The sequence below is a fragment of the Azospira inquinata genome, from assembly GCF_018905915.1.
In the GTDB taxonomy this organism is placed as follows: domain Bacteria; phylum Pseudomonadota; class Gammaproteobacteria; order Burkholderiales; family Rhodocyclaceae; genus Azospira; species Azospira inquinata.
Genome location: NZ_CP064782.1, coordinates 661,069 through 680,071 on the forward strand (window position 1 = coordinate 661,069; position 19,003 = coordinate 680,071).

The 19,003-nt window shown below is 66.7% G+C and carries 7 protein-coding genes; 3 read left to right on the forward strand and 4 right to left on the reverse strand.

Annotated features, from left to right (window positions below):
• Both Azoinq_RS02935 and Azoinq_RS02940 read left to right on the forward strand, forming a co-directional pair.
• A complete protein-coding gene (locus Azoinq_RS02935; protein ID WP_216126464.1) occupies nt 1-7,386 on the forward strand; it encodes a PAS domain S-box protein in 7,386 nt (2,461 codons plus the stop codon).
• Entirely contained in the window at nt 7,383-8,528 is a 1,146-nt protein-coding gene (locus Azoinq_RS02940; protein ID WP_216126461.1) for an HD domain-containing phosphohydrolase, read from the forward strand. The genes Azoinq_RS02935 and Azoinq_RS02940 overlap by 4 nt, the downstream gene beginning before the upstream one ends.
• A gap of 21 nt (nt 8,529-8,549) precedes the next feature.
• Here Azoinq_RS02940 and Azoinq_RS02945 read toward each other — a convergent pair whose 3' ends face one another.
• From Azoinq_RS02945 to Azoinq_RS02960, 4 genes are all read right to left on the reverse strand, one after another.
• Nucleotides 8,550-9,056 carry a hypothetical protein gene (locus tag Azoinq_RS02945; protein WP_216126458.1) on the reverse strand — a complete coding sequence of 169 codons (507 nt, stop codon included), beginning with the start codon at nt 9,054-9,056 and terminating at the stop codon, nt 8,550-8,552.
• Between the two features lie 122 nt (nt 9,057-9,178).
• On the reverse strand, nt 9,179-10,636 hold the full coding sequence (tldD, locus tag Azoinq_RS02950) for a metalloprotease TldD (RefSeq protein WP_216126455.1): 1,458 nt from the start codon (nt 10,634-10,636) through the stop codon (nt 9,179-9,181).
• A gap of 321 nt (nt 10,637-10,957) precedes the next feature.
• On the reverse strand, nt 10,958-11,785 hold the full coding sequence (locus Azoinq_RS02955) for a carbon-nitrogen hydrolase family protein (RefSeq protein WP_216126452.1): 828 nt from the start codon (nt 11,783-11,785) through the stop codon (nt 10,958-10,960).
• Entirely contained in the window at nt 11,772-15,725 is a 3,954-nt protein-coding gene (locus Azoinq_RS02960) for a YhdP family protein (RefSeq protein WP_216126449.1), read from the reverse strand. Before Azoinq_RS02960 ends, Azoinq_RS02955 begins: the two co-directional genes overlap by 14 nt.
• 243 nt (nt 15,726-15,968) lie before the next feature.
• Here Azoinq_RS02960 and glnE point away from each other — a divergent pair, with 243 nt between their 5' ends.
• A complete protein-coding gene (gene glnE, locus Azoinq_RS02965; RefSeq protein ID WP_216126446.1) occupies nt 15,969-18,806 on the forward strand; it encodes a bifunctional [glutamate--ammonia ligase]-adenylyl-L-tyrosine phosphorylase/[glutamate--ammonia-ligase] adenylyltransferase in 2,838 nt (945 codons plus the stop codon).
• Nucleotides 18,807-19,003 lie beyond the last annotated feature (197 nt).

Genomic DNA, 19,003 nt, shown 5'->3' on the forward strand with positions numbered 1-19,003 from the left:
ATGGCCGCCCCTCCCCCCAACGCGCCCCCCACCGGCGGACGCCCCACCCGACTGGTGGTGGTGGGCACCTCCGCCGGCGGTCTGGCGGCCCTGCGGGCCTACCTCCGGGGCCTCCCCCAGGAAGGGCCCCAGCTCTGCCACATCATCGCCCAGCATATGGCGCCCCGGCATCGCAGCCGGCTGGCCGAACTGCTGGCCCCCTTCACCGTCCAGCCGGTGGTGGATCTGGAAGACGGCCTAAGGCTGGAGGACGGCACCGTTTACATCATGCCCCCCGCCGCCCACCTCCACCTGGATCGGGAAGGCCGGGCTCATCTCAGCCAGGAAGAAAACCCGCCCAGCCCCAGCCCCAACATCAACGATCTGCTCCACCAGTGCCTGGGCTTCGCTCCCCAGCTGGGGGTGGCCATTCTCTCCGGTACCGGCCACGACGGCCTGGCTGGCGCCCGGGAAGTGGCGGCGGCGGGCGGCGTGGTGGTGAGCGAAGGGTCGGCCGAATATCCCCAGATGCCTGGGGCCATCCAGACCACCGGTCTCAGCCGCTTCACCGCCCCCCCGGGGGAACTGGCCCGCTATCTGGTGGCGGCCTTAAGCGGCCGTCTGGATGAGGCCCCCCTGGCCCACCTCTCCCCCCTGGAGGAAGTGCTCCAGATTCTCCAGGGAGATGGCTTCAATTTCATCGGCTACAAGGGCAATACCCTGCACCGCCAACTGGACCGCCGGCAGCGGGAAAAGGGCCTGGATTTCCCCGCCTATCTGGCCCTTCTGGAGCGAGATCGGGAAGAACGGGAACGGCTGGGGGCCAGCTTCCTCATTTCCGTCACCAGTTTTTTCCGGGACCCGGACGTGTTCCAGGCCCTGGAACAGCAACTGGCCAGCCTGGTGGCCCGCCGCCCGGAAGGCCATTGCCTGCGTCTCTGGGTGCCGGCCTGCGCCACCGGGGACGAGGCCTACAGTCTGGCCATCCTGGTGCAGGAGGAACTGACCCGCTGCGGCCGCCAGGACATGGACTACCGAATTTTCGCCACGGATCTGGCGGATTCGGCCCTGGCCGTGGCCCGCCAGGGCGTTTATCCGGAAAAGGCCCTGAGCCACCTGCCGCCCCTGCTGCGGCAACGCTGGTTTCTCCCCGCCGGACGGGATTTCCGGGTCACCCCGGAGCTACGGGAACACCTGATTTTCTGCCGCCACAATGTGCGCCATGCGCCCCCTTTCCTGCACATGGACCTGTTGTCCTGCCGCAACCTGTTTATCTACCTGCAACCGGCGGAGCAGGAAAAGCTGCTGCAAATCTTTCACCAGTCCCTGGTGGAAGGGGGGCTCCTGATCCTGGGGCGCAACGAATCCGTCCCCGCAAGCTCGGAGCTGTTCCAGGTGCTGGACGGTAAAACCCGCATCTACCAATCCAATCCCCTGGACCAGAGCTTAAGCCGCCCCCTCCTGCCCGGCCTGGGGCGCCCGTTTTCCGGCGATACGCCCCGTCCCGCCGGGGCCGAACCCAGCCTCTCCCAGCGCATTCTGGATGCCCTGGCCCCCAACGGGGTGGTGGTGGATCACAACGGGGTGTGCCAGCAGTTTCTCGGGGAAATCCGCAATTTCCTCCTCCTCGGCCAAGGGGAGGCCAACCTGGCCCTGGCCGCCCTGCTGCCCAAGACCTGGCGCTTCGCCTGGCGGGAGCTCCTGACCCAGAGCCGGGAACACCCGGGGGAATGCCTCTATTCCGTCGCCCTGCCGGAGGGGCAGGAACTGCCCGTGGGTGGGCCTTTCCGCCTGCGCCTCCTGCCCCTGGCCAGCACCACCGCCAGCCTGTCCCTGGTGCTGGTGGAACCCCTGCCCGCCCCCATCGCCGCGCCCGACACAGCCCCCAGTACCCCCCAGGTGGCGGCTCTGGAAGGGGCTCTGGAAGAAATTTCCGCCCGCTACCAGCTCACCCTGGAGCAGCTGGAAGCCACCAACGAGGAAATGCAGTCCGCCAACGAGGAGCTCCAGGCCACCAACGAGGAACTGGAAACCACCACGGAGGAAATCCGGGCCGCCAATGAGGAACTGGAAGCGGCCAACGAGGAACTGGAGGTGCGCAACCGGGAAGTTCAGGCGGCCGGGGAGGAACTGCAACAGCTCCTGGACTCCTCTGCCCTGGCCCTGGTGGTACTGGACGAAAGCCAGCTGATCCGCCGCATCAATGCCCAGGCCCAGAGCATTTTCCGCATCAAGTCCGGGGCCGTGGGCCACGGGCTGGACGAAACCATCCTGCCCACCCTGGTGCCTAATCTGCCCGCCATGGTCAAAGACACCCTGGCCGGGCAGGTGGCAGCCCCGGAGGAAATTCTCCTCGGGGAACAAAGCTATCTGCTCCGAGTTCAGGCCTACCAGACCCTGGAGGGCGGCCGGGCCCGGCTGCTGCTCACGGCCATGGAAACCACGGAGGTGCGCAAGGCCTACGCCGCCCTCCAGGAATCGGAACAGCGCCACGCCCTGGCCATGGAAGCGGCCCAGGACGGCATCTGGGACTGGACCGTGGGGGACAACCAGCTCTACGTCTCCCAGGCCTTTCTCGACATCATCGGCTGCCGCCGCAAGGATTTCGACAATTCCGTGGGCCATTTCTTCGACCGGGTCCATCCGGACGACCGGGATATTCTGGAACAGGCTAACCGGGACTTCCTCCGGGGACGGCGCAAACGTCACCACCTCACCTACCGGCTGCGCCACGAGGACGGCAGTTTCCGCTGGGTGGAAACCCGCTACATCGCCCTGCGCCACCCGGATGGTCAGGTGTTCCGGGTGGCCGGCTCCACCCGGGACATTACGGGCCGCAAGGAGGCGGAAGACGCCCTGCGGCAACGGGAAGTTCTCCTGCAAAAATCCTTCGATGCGGCCGCCATCGGCATGGCCATCACCGACCTGGAAGGCCGCTTCATCCGGGTGAACAGCGCCTTAAGCCGGATCAGCGGCTTCAGCCCCAAGGAACTGCTGACCCGGAGTTATCTGGACATCACCCACCCGGACGATGTAACGGAGGACCGGGAAATGGACCGCCGCCTGGTGGCGGGGGAACTGCCCCAGTTCCAGCGGGACAAGCGCTACGTCTGCAAAAACGGCCAGACCCGATGGATTTCCGTCTCCGTGGCCCTGGTGAGCAAGGACGACGGGGCGCCGGACTACTTCATGCGCCAGATCCAGGACATCGACGCCCAGAAGCGCATGCTGGACGCCCTGCGCCTCAGCGAGGAACGCTTCCGCCGCACCATGGTGGATGCCCCCATCGGCATGTGTCTGGTGAGCCCGGAAGGCAAATTCCTGCAAGTGAATCAGGCCCTTTGCGATCTGGTGGGCTACAGCGAGGACGCCCTACTCAACCTCACCTTCCAGAACATCACCCACCCGGACGACCTGGAAATAGACCTGAGCTATGTGGGGGAACTGCTGGCAGGCAAGCGTAGCCATTACCGGCTGGAAAAGCGCTACATCCGCAAGGATGGCCGGGAAACCTGGGTGCAGCTGGCGGTCACCATGCTGCGGGATGCCCAGGAACAGCCCCTCTACTTCCTCGCCGAAATCGTGGATATCGACGAGCTGAAGCACAGCCAGCGGGACCTGGAACAAAGCGCCGCCCTGGTGGAAGACCTCTACAACCACGCCCCCATCGGCTACCACTCCCTGGACGCCCGGGGGGTCATCGTCCATATCAACGACACGGAACTGCAATGGCTGGGCTACCGCCGGGATGAGGTGGTGGGCAAGCTGCGCTTTTCCGACATCATCACCCCGGCCAGCCAGACCACCTTTAACTCCCATTACCCCACGTTCAAGCGGGAAGGGGTGTTGGAGGACATGGAATTTGAAATGCTGCGCAAGGACGGCGGCAGCTTTTTCGTGCTCCTCAGCGCCAGCGCCATTTTCGACGCCCAGGGCCATTACCAGATGAGCCGCTCCACCATGGTGGATATTACCCAGCGGCGGGCGGCGGAGCAGGCCCGGCGGCGCAGCGACGAGCTGTTCCGCCGCACCATGACCTACGCCCCCATCGGCATGTTGGTGAGCGCCACCGCCGGCCGCTTCCTCCAGGTCAATCCGGCCTTCTGCAATCTCCTCGGCTACTCGGAAGCGGAGCTACTGGATAAGGGCTATGCGGACATTACCCATCCGGAAGACCGGGAAATGAGTGTGCGCTACGCCACCGAACTCCTGGAAGGCCGGCGGGGGGATTACCGGCTGGAAAAGCGCTATCTGCGCAAGGATGGCTCCCCGGTCTGGGTGCTGGTGTCCGTGGCCCTGCTACCGGACATGGAAGGGGTGCCCCGCCACTGCGTCGCCCAGATCGTGGATATCGACCGGCGCAAGCGCATGGAGGAAGACCTGCGGGACATGGGCCAGCGCATCGACCTAGCCTTAAGCGCCGCCAATCTGGGCACCCTGACCTGGGACGTGGCGGCGGGCAAGGTGGGCTACGACTCCCGTCTGGCGGCCATCCTCAACCAGCCCCCGGGCCAAGGCCCCCTCTCCCTGGGGGAATTCAGCGCCATGATTCTGGATGTGGACCGCTCCCACGTGCTCCAACAACTGGAGGAAACCGCCCGCCAATTCAGCCAGTGCCAGCTCCAGTTCAGCCTGCGCCGCAACGGGGATCAGGCCCTGCGCCATCTGTCCGTACACCTCATCGTCCCGCCCCCCGCCCCGGACCGGCCCTTGCTGGGCATCGCCATCGTCCAGGACATCACCCAACTGCGGGAGGCGGAACAGGCCCTCCAGGAAAGCGAAGGCCGCTTCCGGGCCATTGTGGAATACCTGCCCGTAGGCATCAGCTACCAGGATCTCCACGGCAAGGTGCTGTTCGTGAACTGGCACTTTTCCCAGATGTTCGGCTACACCCAGGAGGACATGCCCTCTGCCGGGGCCTGGGGCCGACTGGCCTATCCGGACCCGGACTACCGGGCCAAGATCAAGGCGGAATGGAAAGAGGACCTGGCCCGCTACCGGCGCGGCGACATCAACCACGCCCCCCTGCGGGAACACCGGGTGCGCTGCCGGGACGGTACGGAAAAGGTAGTGGAAATCAATTTCACCCTTTACGGGGACGGCATCTACGCCGTGTTCAACGATGTCACGGAAAAACGGCGCATTTTCGAGGCCCTGCAACAGGCCATGGAGCAGGCCAATGCGGGGGCGGCGGCCAAGTCCGAATTCCTGGCCAACATGAGCCACGAAATCCGCACCCCCATGAACGCCATCATCGGCCTTTCCGACCTGGCCCTGCGCAGCGTCCAGGACAGCCGCCAGCGGGACTATCTGGCCAAAATCCACGCCGCCGGCAGCTCCCTCCTGGGCATCATCAACGACATTCTGGACGTGACCAAGATCGAGGCGGGCAAGCTGTCCCTGGAAAGTGAGCCCTTCCTGCTCCACGACGTTCTCGCCCGCATTCTGGATATGCTCTCCCCCCTGGCCCTGACCAAGGGCCTGCGCTTCGAGCTGGACATCACCCCGGCGGTACCCGACGCCCTGGAAGGCGACGCCCTGCGTCTGGGCCAGGTACTCCTCAATCTACTCAACAACGCCATCAAATTCACCGCCAAGGGCTTTATCCGGCTCAGCATCAGCCTGGTAGGGGACGAGCCCCCGGCCCTGCGCTTCGCCATCGGGGACAGCGGCATCGGCCTCAAGCAGGAACAGCAGGCCCGGCTCTTCGAAGCCTTTTCCCAGGCCGACACCTCCACCACCCGCCGCTTCGGCGGCACGGGACTGGGGCTCTCCATTTCCCGCCGTCTGGTCACCATGATGGGGGGCACGGTGACGGTGCGCAGCGAATACCGGGTGGGCAGTGAATTCAGCTTCACCATTCCCTGCCGGGAAATGGCCCATCCGGGAGGCCCCGCCGCCCCCCGGCTGACGGACCTGGAACTGCCGGAAAACCGCATCGTGGTGAGCAGCGACTGCCGCCAGATCCTGGGGGACCCCCGCCCCCTCCTGGAACATTGCGGCCTCCAGGTGGTGGAAGAGGCGAAAGCCGTGCCCCGGCCCGGGGAGCTTCCCCCCCTCCATCTCCTGGCCTGGAGCCCCACCCTGCCGGCCAATCTGGAAGCCATCGCCCGCCTGGCGAACCGGGAGCCGGGCAAGGCCGGGGACCGGACCGGGCGCCTGCTGGTGGTGGTGCCCCGGGGCGATGATGTGCCCCCCCTGCTCCGTTCCCTGGAAGGCGCCCAGGCCATCGCCCTCCTGTCCTACCCCTTCCTGCCCCAGGAACTGGCCCGGGTGCTCCTGGCCCCGGACACCCGCCCCCCCCACCTGAGCGCCGGCCATTCCCCGGACGTGCGCCTGGACGGTTTCCGCCTGCTGGTGGCAGAGGACAATGGGGTGAATCAGATGATTATCCGGGAATACCTGGAATCCGCCGGGGCCCAGGTGGTTATGGCGGACAACGGTCGGGAAGCGGTGGAGGCCCTGCGCCAACCGCCCCCCGGGGGCTGGAGCGCCATTCTCATGGACGTGCAGATGCCGGAAATGGACGGCATTACCGCCACCCAGGTGATTCTCCAGGAACAGGGCCCGGACCATCCCCCCATCATCGCCCTCACCGCCCACGCCCTGCGGGAAGAGGTGGACCGGTGCCTAGCGGCGGGCATGGTGGCCCATCTGACCAAGCCCATTGAACCGGGTCTGCTGCTGGAAACCCTGCACCGCCTGGCCCGCCCCGTGGGGGCCCGGATCGGAAGCGGAGCAGCCGAGCCCGTGGAGGCCCCCCGGGATTTCCCCGGCCGGGAGGATTTGCCGGGCATTCAGGTGGACGTGCTCCTGAGCCGGACCAACCACAAGGCCCACATCGTCCAGCAGGTGCTGGAAGCCACCCTGGAACACCACCGGGACGACCCGGACAATCTGATAGCCCTGGTGCAGAGCGGGGACCGGGCCACCCTGGCCCGCCAGGCCCACACCCTGAAAGGCCTGGGGGGCACCCTGGGAGCCATGGAACTGGCCGATCGGGCCCTGGCCCTGGAAAACCTGCTGCACTCGGAAGGGGCGGACGGCGCCGCCCTGGAAGCCGCCACCCGTTCCCTGGGGGACGGCCTGGCCCAGATCATTGGGGGCATTGCCACCTACCTGGAGCGGACCCGGAGCTGGCCCCCGGTAGAAGCCGATCTCCCGGTCGGGGAACGGGACGCCCGGCTGGCCCGGCTACACAGCGCCTTAGCCAATAGCGACGGCAATGCGGGCAACCACCTAAAGAGCCTGTTCGGCGCCCTGGATGAAACGGAACGCCAACATTTGCGGTCAGAACTCATGGCACTGGAACACCAGATTACCGAATTCAATTACGAACAGGCCCTCCAAGACCTGGATAACTTAACCGCCCGGCTGTGCCACTGGGCGAGGAGCGAGACCCCATGACCCCCCCTCCCCCTCTGGACCGGGAAGCCCACGTGATTGCGGTGGACGATCAGGTGGAAAACCTGGCCCTGCTCACCGAACTCCTCTCCCCCCATTTCACCGTCCATCCCCTGCGGGACGGGGAAGCCCTGCTGCGCTACCTGGAACAGGACAAACCAGCGGATCTGATTCTGCTGGATGTGGTCATGCCCGGCATGGGAGGCTATAACGCCTGCGCCCATCTCCAGGGCGATCCCCGCTTCAAGGACATTCCCGTGGTCTTCCTCACCGCCATGAATGCCCCGGAGGACGAGGAAAAAGGCCTTTCCCTGGGGGCCATGGATTTCATCACCAAGCCTTTCTCTCCCGCCGTGGTGCTGGCCCGGGTGCGCAACCACCTCCATCTGTCCCGGGCCACCCGGCTGATCCGCCAGCAGAATCACTGGCTGGAAGAAAAGGTGGCGGAGCGGACCCGGGAACTCCAGGACAAAAACCAGGAGCTGGAAGCCCGCTCCGCCCTCATCAGCGCCACCCGGGACGCCACCATCGGCGCCTTCTGCGCCCTGGCGGAAACCCGGGACAACGAAACCGGCGCCCACATTCGCCGTACCCAGAATTATGTGCGCCACCTGGCCCTGTCCCTGCGGGCCCGGCCCCGCTACGCCGAAGTGCTGGGGGACAATACGGTGGATTTGCTGTTCAAATCCGCCCCCCTCCACGACGTGGGCAAGGTGGGCATTCCGGACCACATTCTCCTCAAACCGGGCAAGCTCACCCCGGAAGAATTCACGGTCATGAAAACCCACACCACCCTGGGACGGGATGCCATCCGCCAGGCGGAAAGCCAGCTCGGGGAAGACAGCTCCTCGTTTTTGAGCTGCGCCCGGGAAATCGCCTACGGCCATCATGAATGGTGGGATGGTTCCGGCTACCCGGAAGGCCTTAGCGGGGAAGCCATTCCCCTCTCCGCCCGGCTCATGGCGGTGGCGGACGTCTATGACGCCCTGATCAGCAAACGGGTGTACAAGGCCGCCCTGGCCCATGAACAGGCGGTGGAAATCATGGCCCTGGACCGGGGCACCCATTTTGATCCGGAAATTCTGGATACCTTCCTGGATCAAAGCCAGGCCTTCCAGGCCATTGCCCAGCGTTACCAGGATTAGGCCGTCCCCTTGCCGGGGCAGCTACCAGCCGAAGAAAACCCCGCTGCGCCCGTAAGGCCCAAAGCCCCCGTAGCCCCCATAGTCCCAGCCCGGCCCGTAATAGTAAGGGTAGGCGGCGGGCCAGGTAGCCTGGGCTTGCTGGGCCTGTTCTCTGGCGGCGGCCGCCGCCTGACGCTGATTCTGGGCCACGGTCTGGGCCTGGGCCAGATCGGCTTCCAGTCCCCGCCGCCAGGCCTGATGCAGGCCGTCCAGTACGGCCAGGGGCACGCCCTGACCATGGAGTTCCCAAACCTGAGTAGGCGTCAGTTCCAACCGGGTGCCCGTACTGTGAATCCGGGCCAGAATGGCTTCCGCCCCCAAGCCCTGGCGATGCAGGACAAGAATATCCGCCACCGTGAGGGGCTTGGAGGGCGCCGGAAGGGCAGCCACCGCCGCCGGACTCATCCGGGCGATAACCGGACCGGTTTGGGGACCGGGAGCGGGGGCGGCGGCGCAGCCCCCTAAGCCCAGGCCCACCCAGCCCGCCACCAGCCACGCCCGAGACCGGCCGCTGACCGGCTTCCCCAGCGGAGGGGCAACCGTCGCCTTAGCCTTTTGAGGCTGGTGCCAAGGGCGGCCCTCGGGCCGCCACGAAGACCGTTGCATGGGGCTCAGGCCGTACCGCCCACGGTCAGGCCGTCCATGCGCAGGGTGGGCTGGCCCACCCCCACGGGCACACTCTGGCCTTCCTTGCCGCAGGTGCCCACCCCCGGGTCCAGAGCCATGTCGTTGCCGATCATGGACACCTGGGTCAGGGCGTCCGGGCCGTTGCCGATCAGGGTGGCCCCTTTCACCGGATAGGTGATTTTGCCGTTTTCGATCATGTAGGCTTCGGCCATGGAAAACACGAATTTGCCGCTGGTGATATCCACCTGACCGCCGCCGAAATTGACGGCATAAAGGCCTTTTTTCACGGAGCGGATGATTTCCTCCGGCGCCTTGTCCCCGGCCAGCATGTAGGTGTTGGTCATGCGGGGCAGGGGCAGGTGGGCAAAGGATTCCCGCCGCCCGTTGCCCGTGGATTCCCCGCCCATGAGCCGGGCGTTGAGGGAATCCTGGAGATAGCCCTTGAGAATGCCATCCTCGATGAGCACGGTGCAGCGGGTGGGATTGCCCTCGTCGTCGATATTGAGGGAGCCCCGGCGGTCCGGCAGGGTGCCGTCATCCACCACCGTCACCCCCTTGGCCGCCACCCGTTCTCCCACCCGACCGGAGAAGGCGGAGGTGCCCTTGCGATTAAAATCCCCTTCCAGGCCGTGGCCGATGGCCTCGTGGAGCAGAATGCCGGGCCAGCCCGGGCCCAGCACCACGGTCATGGGGCCGGCGGGGGCGGGCCGGGCGTCCAGATTCACCACCGCCTGATGCACCGCCTCGGCGGCGTAGCCCTTCAGCACCGCTTCCGTGAAATAGCTGTAGTCGTAGCGGCCGCCGCCCCCGGCGTAGCCCTGTTCCCGATGGCCTTGGCCGCCGTCCACGATCACCGTCACCGAGACCCGCACCAGGGGCCGCACGTCGGCGGCCAGGCGGCCATCGCTGCGGGCCACCAGCACCACGTCGTATTCGGAGGACAGGGAGGCCATGACCTGGGTGACCCGGCTGTCGATTTCCCGGGCATAGGCTTCCAGGCGCTCCAGCAATTCCACCTTGGCCGCCGCCTCCAGGGAGGCGATGGGGTCCAGGGGCGGGTAAAGGCCCGCGCCCTTGCGATGTTTCAGGGCTGGCACCTTGCGGTTTTGCCCGGCGGCGGCAATGGCCCGCACCGCCAGGGCGGCGTCGTTCAGAGCGGGCATGCTGATGTCGTCCGAGTAGGCGAAGGCCGTCTTTTCCCCGGACACGGCCCGCACCCCCACCCCCTGGTCGATGTTGAAGCTGCCCGATTTGACGATGCCCTCTTCCAGGCTCCAGGCCTCGGACCGGTTGTACTGGAAGTAGAGATCGGCGAAATCCACCCCGTGGGCCATGATCTGGCCGAATACCCGGGACAGGTCCCCCTGGTCCAGGTGAAAGGGGGTCAGCAGCAGGTCGCTGGCTTGGTGGAGGATTAACTCGGGTTGGGACTTCTTGCTCATAACTGGCTCGAAAAAGGGAAAATCAAGAAGAAAGGCAATCTTAGCGGCAAATGGGGCAAAGGCCCCGGTTTTCAAGGCGCGCCGGGAATGCCCCTAGGGCGAGGGCCGGGGAATGGGCCCGGCAAGGGCGGGGGGCTGGGGGCTGGGGAGCCAAGGCCGCCGGGCCTGACCGCCCGGCCCTGCCGTAGCCCCAGGCAGGGCCGCCTTCTGCCGACCGGCCGTGCCAGGCACCCCGTGAATCGGGGCGCCGCCGGCAGCCAAAAAGAAGATCGTCTATCCATGGGCCTCTCCGGCCCGTTTTCAGGAGGCAATGGGCCATCCTCACAGCACCCGGTGACGCAGGGCGGGCAGATTGGCCCGCACCTCGGCAATGAAGGCCGGGTCCAGGGGGGCCAGCACCAGGCCCGGCCCCTTTTGCTTGCGGTCCAGCACCGTGCCCCAGGGGTCCACGATCATGCTGTTGCCGTGGGTTTCCCGGCCGTTTTCATGGCGCCCTCCCTGGCCCACGGCCAGGACGTAGCATTGGTTTTCAATGGCCCGGGCGCGGAGCAGCACCTCCCAGTGGGCCCGGCCCGTGGTTTCCGTAAAGGCGGCGGGCACCAGAATCAGATCCACCGGCCCCAGGGAACGGTACAGCTCGGGAAAGCGCAGGTCATAACAGATGGACAGGCCGACCCGGCCAAAGGGGGTGGTGAAGGCCACGGGCTGGCTGCCGGGCTCAATGGAGGCGGCTTCGTCGTAACGCTCCTGGCCCTTCTGGAAGCCGAAGAGGTGGATTTTGTCGTAGCGCGCCACCCGTTGCCCCTGGGGGTCGTACACCACGGAGGAATTGAGCACCTTGGCCGGGTCCCGGGCGGCCAAGGGAATGGAGCCCCCCACCAGCCAGATGCCGTGTTTGACTGCGGTTTCGGCGAGAAAGTCCTGGATGGGGCCGGCCCCGTCCGTTTCCCGCACCTTGAATTTGTCCCCGTCGGTCAGGCCGATGATGGGGAAATATTCGGGCAGCACCACCAGACGGGCACCCTGGGCGGCGGCTTCGGCCACCAGGCGGCCCGCCTGGGCCAGGTTGTCCCCCACCCGGGGGGAGGACACCATCTGCACCCCGGCAATAAGCACGGGGGCCGGATTGGGGACATTACGGTTTGCCATCGCTCTTGTGGCCTCCCACAGGTAGTCGGCTCAGTTTTTCCACCTTGGGATCGTCCCAGGTGCCGGTGACGTGATACTGGTAGGCAAAGACCTGATCCAGGGGATTACGCAGAATTTTCTGGGCCACCAGGGCCGCCACTCCGGCCACCGGATTGGCCAGCACCGCCGTGCCCAGGGCCACGGAACTGCCCAGGGCGGGCTGGATGCGCACCTGCAAATCCTGGCTTTCCTTTTCCAGATTCACCGTGCCCTGCATGTCCACCTTGGCCGCCGGGCCGTTGATCTGGAAGTCCCCGGTCTTCATCAGACCGTTTTGTACCTGAACCGTGCCCTCGATGTGGTCAAAGGCGAAGCCTTCGGAAAATACGTCCCGGAAATCCAGGGTAATGCGCCGGGGCAGAGACTGGAGGCTGAGGAGGCCGATGAGCTTGCCGATGCCCGGTTCCACCTTGGCAAACTGGCCCTTTTCCGCCGCCAGCTTCATGTCCCCGCTCAGGCTGGGGTAATCCAGGCTGGTGGGGGGGCCCTGCCAGGTGAGATGGCCGGAAAGCTTGGCCCCGCCCCGTTTCACCGTGCCGGGGAACCCCAGCCGGTCCAGGAGCTTGCCCACATCCGCCGCGTCCAACTTGAAATCCAGCTGGGTGCGATTGATGGCCTTGGCCCCGGGCCGCCATTCCCCACTACCGTTCAGGCTGCCGTCCGGATTGGTGAGGCCGATCCGGTCCAGGCGCCACAGCTTGCCTTCGTTACGGGCCTGGAGATCGAGGCGGCCGAAGCGCTTGTTGTCCAGGGTAAAACTGTCCGCCACCACATCCAGGGCGGGCAGTTCGTCCAGCACCTCCCCGGCTTCCCCAGCCTTGGCCGCCTGGATTTGGTGGGGCGTGGCGTCGGGCATGACCAGGTGGCGCAGGCGGGCTTTCAGGCGACCATGGCCGAAGCCATCCCAGTTCAGATTGCCCGCCAGTTCCTTAGCGCCGATATCTACCTGCCAGGCATTGCCCACAGGCACCGCTTTAATGGTCACGTCGTGGAGACGACGCCCGAAAATGTCCAGCTGGGGCGTTTTCAAGAGGGTCTGGCTGAAAGAGAAACCGCCGGCACCACTACTGCCGGCACCAGTGCCGCTCCCTGTGGCATCACCGGCATCCGACATGGCCCGGCGCCAGAAATCCCCATCGATGGTGGGTTGATTGACGCTCAGCACCAGGCCCTGGGCGGGCAGGGGGGGCACATCCCCCAGGGCCACATAGCCCCGTTCGGTAACAAAGGCGTTGCCTTCCTTGCGGCGCAGGATCAGGGCCGTGGCCACCTTGCCCAAGCTTATCTTCAACTGCTGGCGCAGGGGAGCGTTCTTGCCCTTGGCCCCATCCGGGGGCAGGGCTCCCTCTTCCAGATGGAAGGCCAGGGGCTGGGTGGCGCTCTTGTTCAGGGGGGCGGGCAGGCTGGAGGAAATACCCAGCAGATTGGAGTCGATCACCAGGGTGGCGGCCTTTTTCTGCACCGTTACCGAGCCCCGCCAGTTGGCGCTGCCGGACAGATGGTCCAGCACGGGCAGGCCCAGGGTACGGCGCAGACCGGCCGCACTCAGATTGCCCTGGGCATTGACCTGGACCTTGTCCCCCTCCGTGCTGGCGTTCAAGCGCATGGGGGCGCCGAACATCTGGGCCCCCAGATTCTGGATGCGCATGCCCTTTTCGGTGAACTGGAGACGGCCACTGACCTGGGTCAGGGGTGGCAGGTCCGGATCCACCGTCACCTGGTTATTGAGGAAATCGAAGTCCCCCGCCACCTTGGTATCCCCCATGTGGTTGAGGGGCAGGTGGAATTCCAGGCCCAGGCGGCCATTGCCCTGGGCCTTCATGTCAGCGGTGAAGTTGCCGATCATGTCCCCCACCGGGCTGCGGGCGATAAAGCGGAGGAATTCCCCGGTGGCCCCTTCCGCCTTGCCTTTCAGGTGCAGCACCGGGTCCCGGGCATCCAGATCGGAAATTTCTGCCGTCACCCCGGTGACCCGGGCCCCCAGAATGCGCCCCGATTGGGCCAGGATGGTGAGGGCCGGACCGGCAAAGCGCAGTTCCCCCTGGATATTGTCGGCCACGGGCCACCCCGGGCCGTAATCCAGGGTGGCGCCCCGGACCTTGGCGGTCAGGGCAAACTGGCCGTCCCGGGGGCTGCGGAAGGGGAAGCGGTCCAGATCCCCTTTGAGCACCAGCCGGGCGTCGCTGGCCTGACCGGCGGTGACGGAACTCTGCACCCAATCCCGGGCGTCCTTGGCCACCACCCAGGGCAGGTAGCGCCACACCGCCTTGCCCTCAGCCCGGGAGAGATTGGCCTTGAGATCGATAATGCCGCTGCCGTGGCCGGTGTAGCGGTAGGTGCCCAGGGCCACCCCCGCCGCGTCGGCGTTGGCGAACACGGCCCGCTTCAAATCCACTTCCAGGTTCTGCCCATCCCATTGCCAATCCGCCAGGGCGGTCAGGCTATCCAGGGAAATTCGGGACTCGGGGAAAATGGCGGGGAAGTCCAGGGCCGCCCGGCGAGCGTCCAGGCTCAGGCTGCCCCCCTTCTGATCCGCTTCCAGCTTGCCGCTCAAGCCCGCAAAGCCGGGCCGTTCCCCCTGGGCCGCCAGGCCCAGGTTGGTGAAATCCCCCTTGAGCTGGTATTGCTTCAGTTCCGTCCCTTCCATGTGCCAGGAGGCTTCCAGATTGCGCAGCAGCCCTTGGGGGGCGTACTGGGCCAGGAGCTGGCGGGTGGCATTACCCAGGGGCAGGCGTCCGGCCAGGGAGGCGAGAGCCCCCAGGTCCAGGGTCTGGGCCGTGAACCGGCCCTGGGGCTTCTTCCCCTGGCGCCAGGTGGCGGCAAAGTCCGTGGGGCCCACCCCCGCCCCGTCCCGGGGCTGGATGACCAGCTGGCGACCGGACAGGGTGGTGTCATCGTCCGCCGCCGCTCCTTCCCGGGTGTATTGGAGACGCCCCTGCAAGCGGCGCAAATCCAAGGCTTCCAGGCTAGGGGCCAGGCGCAGCCGGGTATCCACCAGGGCCACGTCGCCGGTGGCCTGGGTCAGCCGCCCCTCGTCAAATCCGGCCCACAGGCGCAGCGCCCCTCGACCCTGATCCAGGTGGACGGGCAAATCCAGCCACTGGCGCCAGCGGCCCAGGTCGGTGTAATCGAATTGGGTAAACAACTGGCCCCGCCAGTCTTCCAGGTGGGCAAAGCTAGCCCCCCGCACATCCCCCCGGATATCCAGACGGGACGCCAACTCCGCCGGGGGCAGGGCGGACAAGCCGAACTGGTGGTGCCGGCCACTGTTCTGCACCACCAGATTCACCGCCTCCAGGGCCAGGGGCGGAGCGCCCCGCTGGGCGTCTTCCCACACCAGGGTGGCGTCCTTGACCACAATGGCATGCTGGATCAGGAACCAGTCCCCCAGACCGCCGCCGCTTCCCTGGGTATTGACCGGAATGCCCGCCACCAGCAGGCGTCCGTCCGCCTCCCGGCGGATTTGCAGGGCCGGATTGTCAATTTCCAGGCGCCGCAGCCGCAGTTCCAGGGTGGGCAGGGACCACCAGGAGAGCACCCCTTCCACCCGGGGCAGAATCAGGGCCGGGCGTCCGGCCCGGTCCGCAATGCGCACATCTTCCAGGGCCAGTTCGGGGCGCAGGCCCTCCCAACTCGCTTGAATTTTGCCGATGCTCACCGGCAGCCCCACGGCCTGGGTGGCCAGACGCTCCAGATCGGGCCGGTAAACCGTGATATTGGGCAGAATCCAGTAGCGCAGGGCCAACACCAGGGCGACAAAGGCGAAATAGCCCACAACCCCAGCCACCGCCGCCACCCGCCCGGCAATACGCCACCCCCGCCGAGCCCGGGGGCTAACTAGCCAGGGCAGCAGGCGGTAAAAGCGGTGATAGAGCGCGGAGCGCAGTTGGGGATCGGGCATGAAGGATCGGGGCGCCCTCCCGCCCGGGCACGCTTTGCCAAAGCCGAAGGAGGGTCACTACAATGGTCGGGTATTCGGAATGGGCATTTTACCCTAGGCGGCAGCGCCCGCCCCGCCTGATTCCGGGAAATCCCGCCGGTTTTCCCGGGGACCGGGTCCAGGGACGCTGCCCCTCCCTGGCCGGAGCCCTCCGCCCCGGTCCCCTCACCCGTTCCGCCCGACTCACCCAACCCTACCCTGCCTATGACCGCCGACCTCCCTTCCGCCCTCCCCTCCCTGCCCCCCACCCCCACCGGCTGGCAAGCCGGGCTGGAGCACAGCTTTTTCCTGCGCCAGCTCCTGGCCACCCACGGCTGGCTCATTCCTCTGCTGGAAAGCACCTGGGAACGCCCCTTGAGCGCCGCCGACATGGAGCAATGGATAGCCCAGGATGCCCCGACGGATGAGGACAGCCTGAAGCGCAGCCTGCGCCGCCTGCGGCAACGGGTCATGGCCCAGCTGGTGATCCGGGACCTGGGGGGACTGGCGCCCCTAGCGGAAGTGGTGGAAACCATGACCCTGCTGGCGGACGTGACCACCAACCGGGCCCTCGACTGCCTGCACCGGCAGCTGGTGGAACAATACGGGGAGCCCCTGGACCACCAGGGCCGCCCCCAACGCCTGCTGGTTATCGGCATGGGCAAACTGGGGGGCCGGGAGCTCAATGTGTCCTCGGACGTGGATTACATCTTCGTTTATCCGGAGGAAGGCAACACCGCCGGGCGCCCGGACGGGGGCGGGGTCATCGAGGCCTATGACTTCTTCTTCCGCCTGGGCCGCCGCCTCATCGCCGCCCTGGGGGAACTCACCGCCGATGGCCAGGTGTTCCGGGTGGACATGCGCCTGCGTCCCAACGGGGATTCGGGTCCCCTGGTCCTTTCCCTGGACGCCCTGGAAAACTATTTCATCACCCAGGGTCGGGAATGGGAGCGCTACGCCTGGATCAAGGCCCGGGTCATGAACGCCGGCCCCAACCAGATCGGCGACTGGAGCCAGGCCCTGTCCGCCACAGCCCGCCCCTTCGTCTTCCGCAAATACCTGGATTTCGGCGCCATCAACGCCATGCGGGAGCTCCACGCCCAGATTCGCCGGGAAGTGGCCCGCAAGGACATGGCCAACCACGTCAAGCTGGGGCCGGGGGGTATCCGGGAAATTGAATTCATCGCCCAGGTCTTCCAGCTCATCCGGGGCGGCCGGGACCGGGGCCTGCAGATCAAGCCCACCCTGGGAGTCCTGGCCCGACTCAAGGACAAGGGCCTGCTGGCGCCCCAGGCCGTGGATGAACTGAGTCAGGCCTATGAATTCCTGCGCCGCCTGGAACACCGGATCCAGTACGTGGCCGACCAGCAAACCCACAGCCTGCCTGAAGAACCGGCGGCCCAGGCCCAGATCGCCCGATCCATGGGCTTTGCCGACTACCCGGCCCTGCTGGCCGTGCTCGACGCCCACCGGGAGAAGGTGAGCGGCCACTTCCACCAGGTATTCGGCGCCCCGGAAGCGGAAGGGGAGGAAAACGAAACCCTCACCGCCCTCTGGCAGGGCAGCGGGGACGAGGACGGGGCCCTGGCGGACCTGACCCGGCTGGGCTTTCAGGACGCTCCGGCGGCCCGGGAACGGCTGGCGGAATTCCGCCACAGCAGCCGCTACCGGCAGCTCGCCGCCTCCAGCCGGGAACGGCTGGACGCCCTGGCCCCCGGCCTCATCGGCGCCGCCAGCCGCACCCCGGAACCGGATGTGACCCTGGCCCGGGGCCTGGGCTTTCTCGAAACCATCGCCCGCCGGGGCGCCTATCTGGCCCTGCTGCAGCAGTATCCGGAAGCCCTGCACAAGGTGGCCTCCCTCATCGGAGCCTCCTCCTGGGCCGCGGATTATCTGAATCGCCATCCCCTGCTCCTGGATGAACTGCTGGACCCCCGGCTCCTGGACGTGGCCACGGACTGGTCCGGCTTCCGCAACGAACTCCGGCTCCAGCTGGCCCAGTGCGGGGAGGATACGGAACGGCAGATGGACCTGCTGCGGGAAATGCACCACGCCCAGGTGTTCCGCCTCCTGGCCCAGGATCTGGCCGGACTCCACACCCTGGAGCGCATTTCCGACCACCTGACCCAGCTGGCGGACATCATGGTGGCCACCACCCTGGACCTGTGCTGGAGCAAGCTGCGCAAGCGCCACCGGGATAAGCCCCGCTTCGCCGTGATCGGCTACGGCAAGCTGGGGGGCAAGGAACTGGGCTACGCCTCGGATCTGGACATGGTCTTCGTCTACGACGACCCGGCCCCGGAGGCGGAGGAAAACTATGCCCGCCTGGCCCAGCGCCTGAGCACCTGGCTTTCCACCCACACCGCCGCCGGCCAGCTGTTCGAGGCCGATCTGCGCCTGCGCCCCAACGGGGAAGCCGGGCTCCTGGCTCTATCCCTGGAAGCTTTCCGGGAATACGAGCTGCACCACGCCTGGACCTGGGAACACCAGGCCCTGACCCGGGCCCGGTTCTGCGCCGGGGACGCCCAGGTGGGGGGCAGTTTCGAGGCGGTGCGGGAGGAAATCCTGCGCCTGCCCCGGAACCCGGAGACCCTGCGGGTGGAGGTGCTGGCTATGCGCCGCCGCATGCTGGACGCCCACGCCTCCAATCCGGAAGCCGTGGCCCGGGGGGAATTCGACCTGAAGCAGGACCCGGGGGGCATCATCGACGTGGAATTCATCGTCCAGTACCTGATCCTGGCCCACGCCCAGCGTTATCCCCAGCTCTGCCTTAACCTGGGCAACATCGCCCTGCTCAAGATGGCTGCGGACCTGGGCCTCATTCCCGCCGATCAGGCGGACCCGGTGCGGGACGCCTACCGCAGCTACCGACGCCGCCAGCACGCCAAACGCCTGAACGGCAGCCCCCAAGCCCGGGTCAGCCTGACGGACATCGCTCCCCATGTGGCGGCGGTGCATCGGCTGTGGCTCACGGTGTTCGGCCAGAGCGCCCAGGAAGGAGAGCTGCCCGGGGTGGGAGAAACAGCCCGGGGCCCGGTACCCCTGCCCCCGGAAATCCCCTGACCGCTCCCTAGGTCTGGGGACTGGCCCCCGGCGGGCCCGGGCGCTACCATGCCCGGGACATCCCTCGCCCCGGAACCCCGGGGACTTGGCCCAGGAAAACGGGGAACGCCCCGGCCCGGGCCGTTGCCCCGGGAACTAACGCCCTTGCCCCGCCCCCACCTTCGGGGGCCGGACTTTTTTACCCGCCGCCTTCAGGA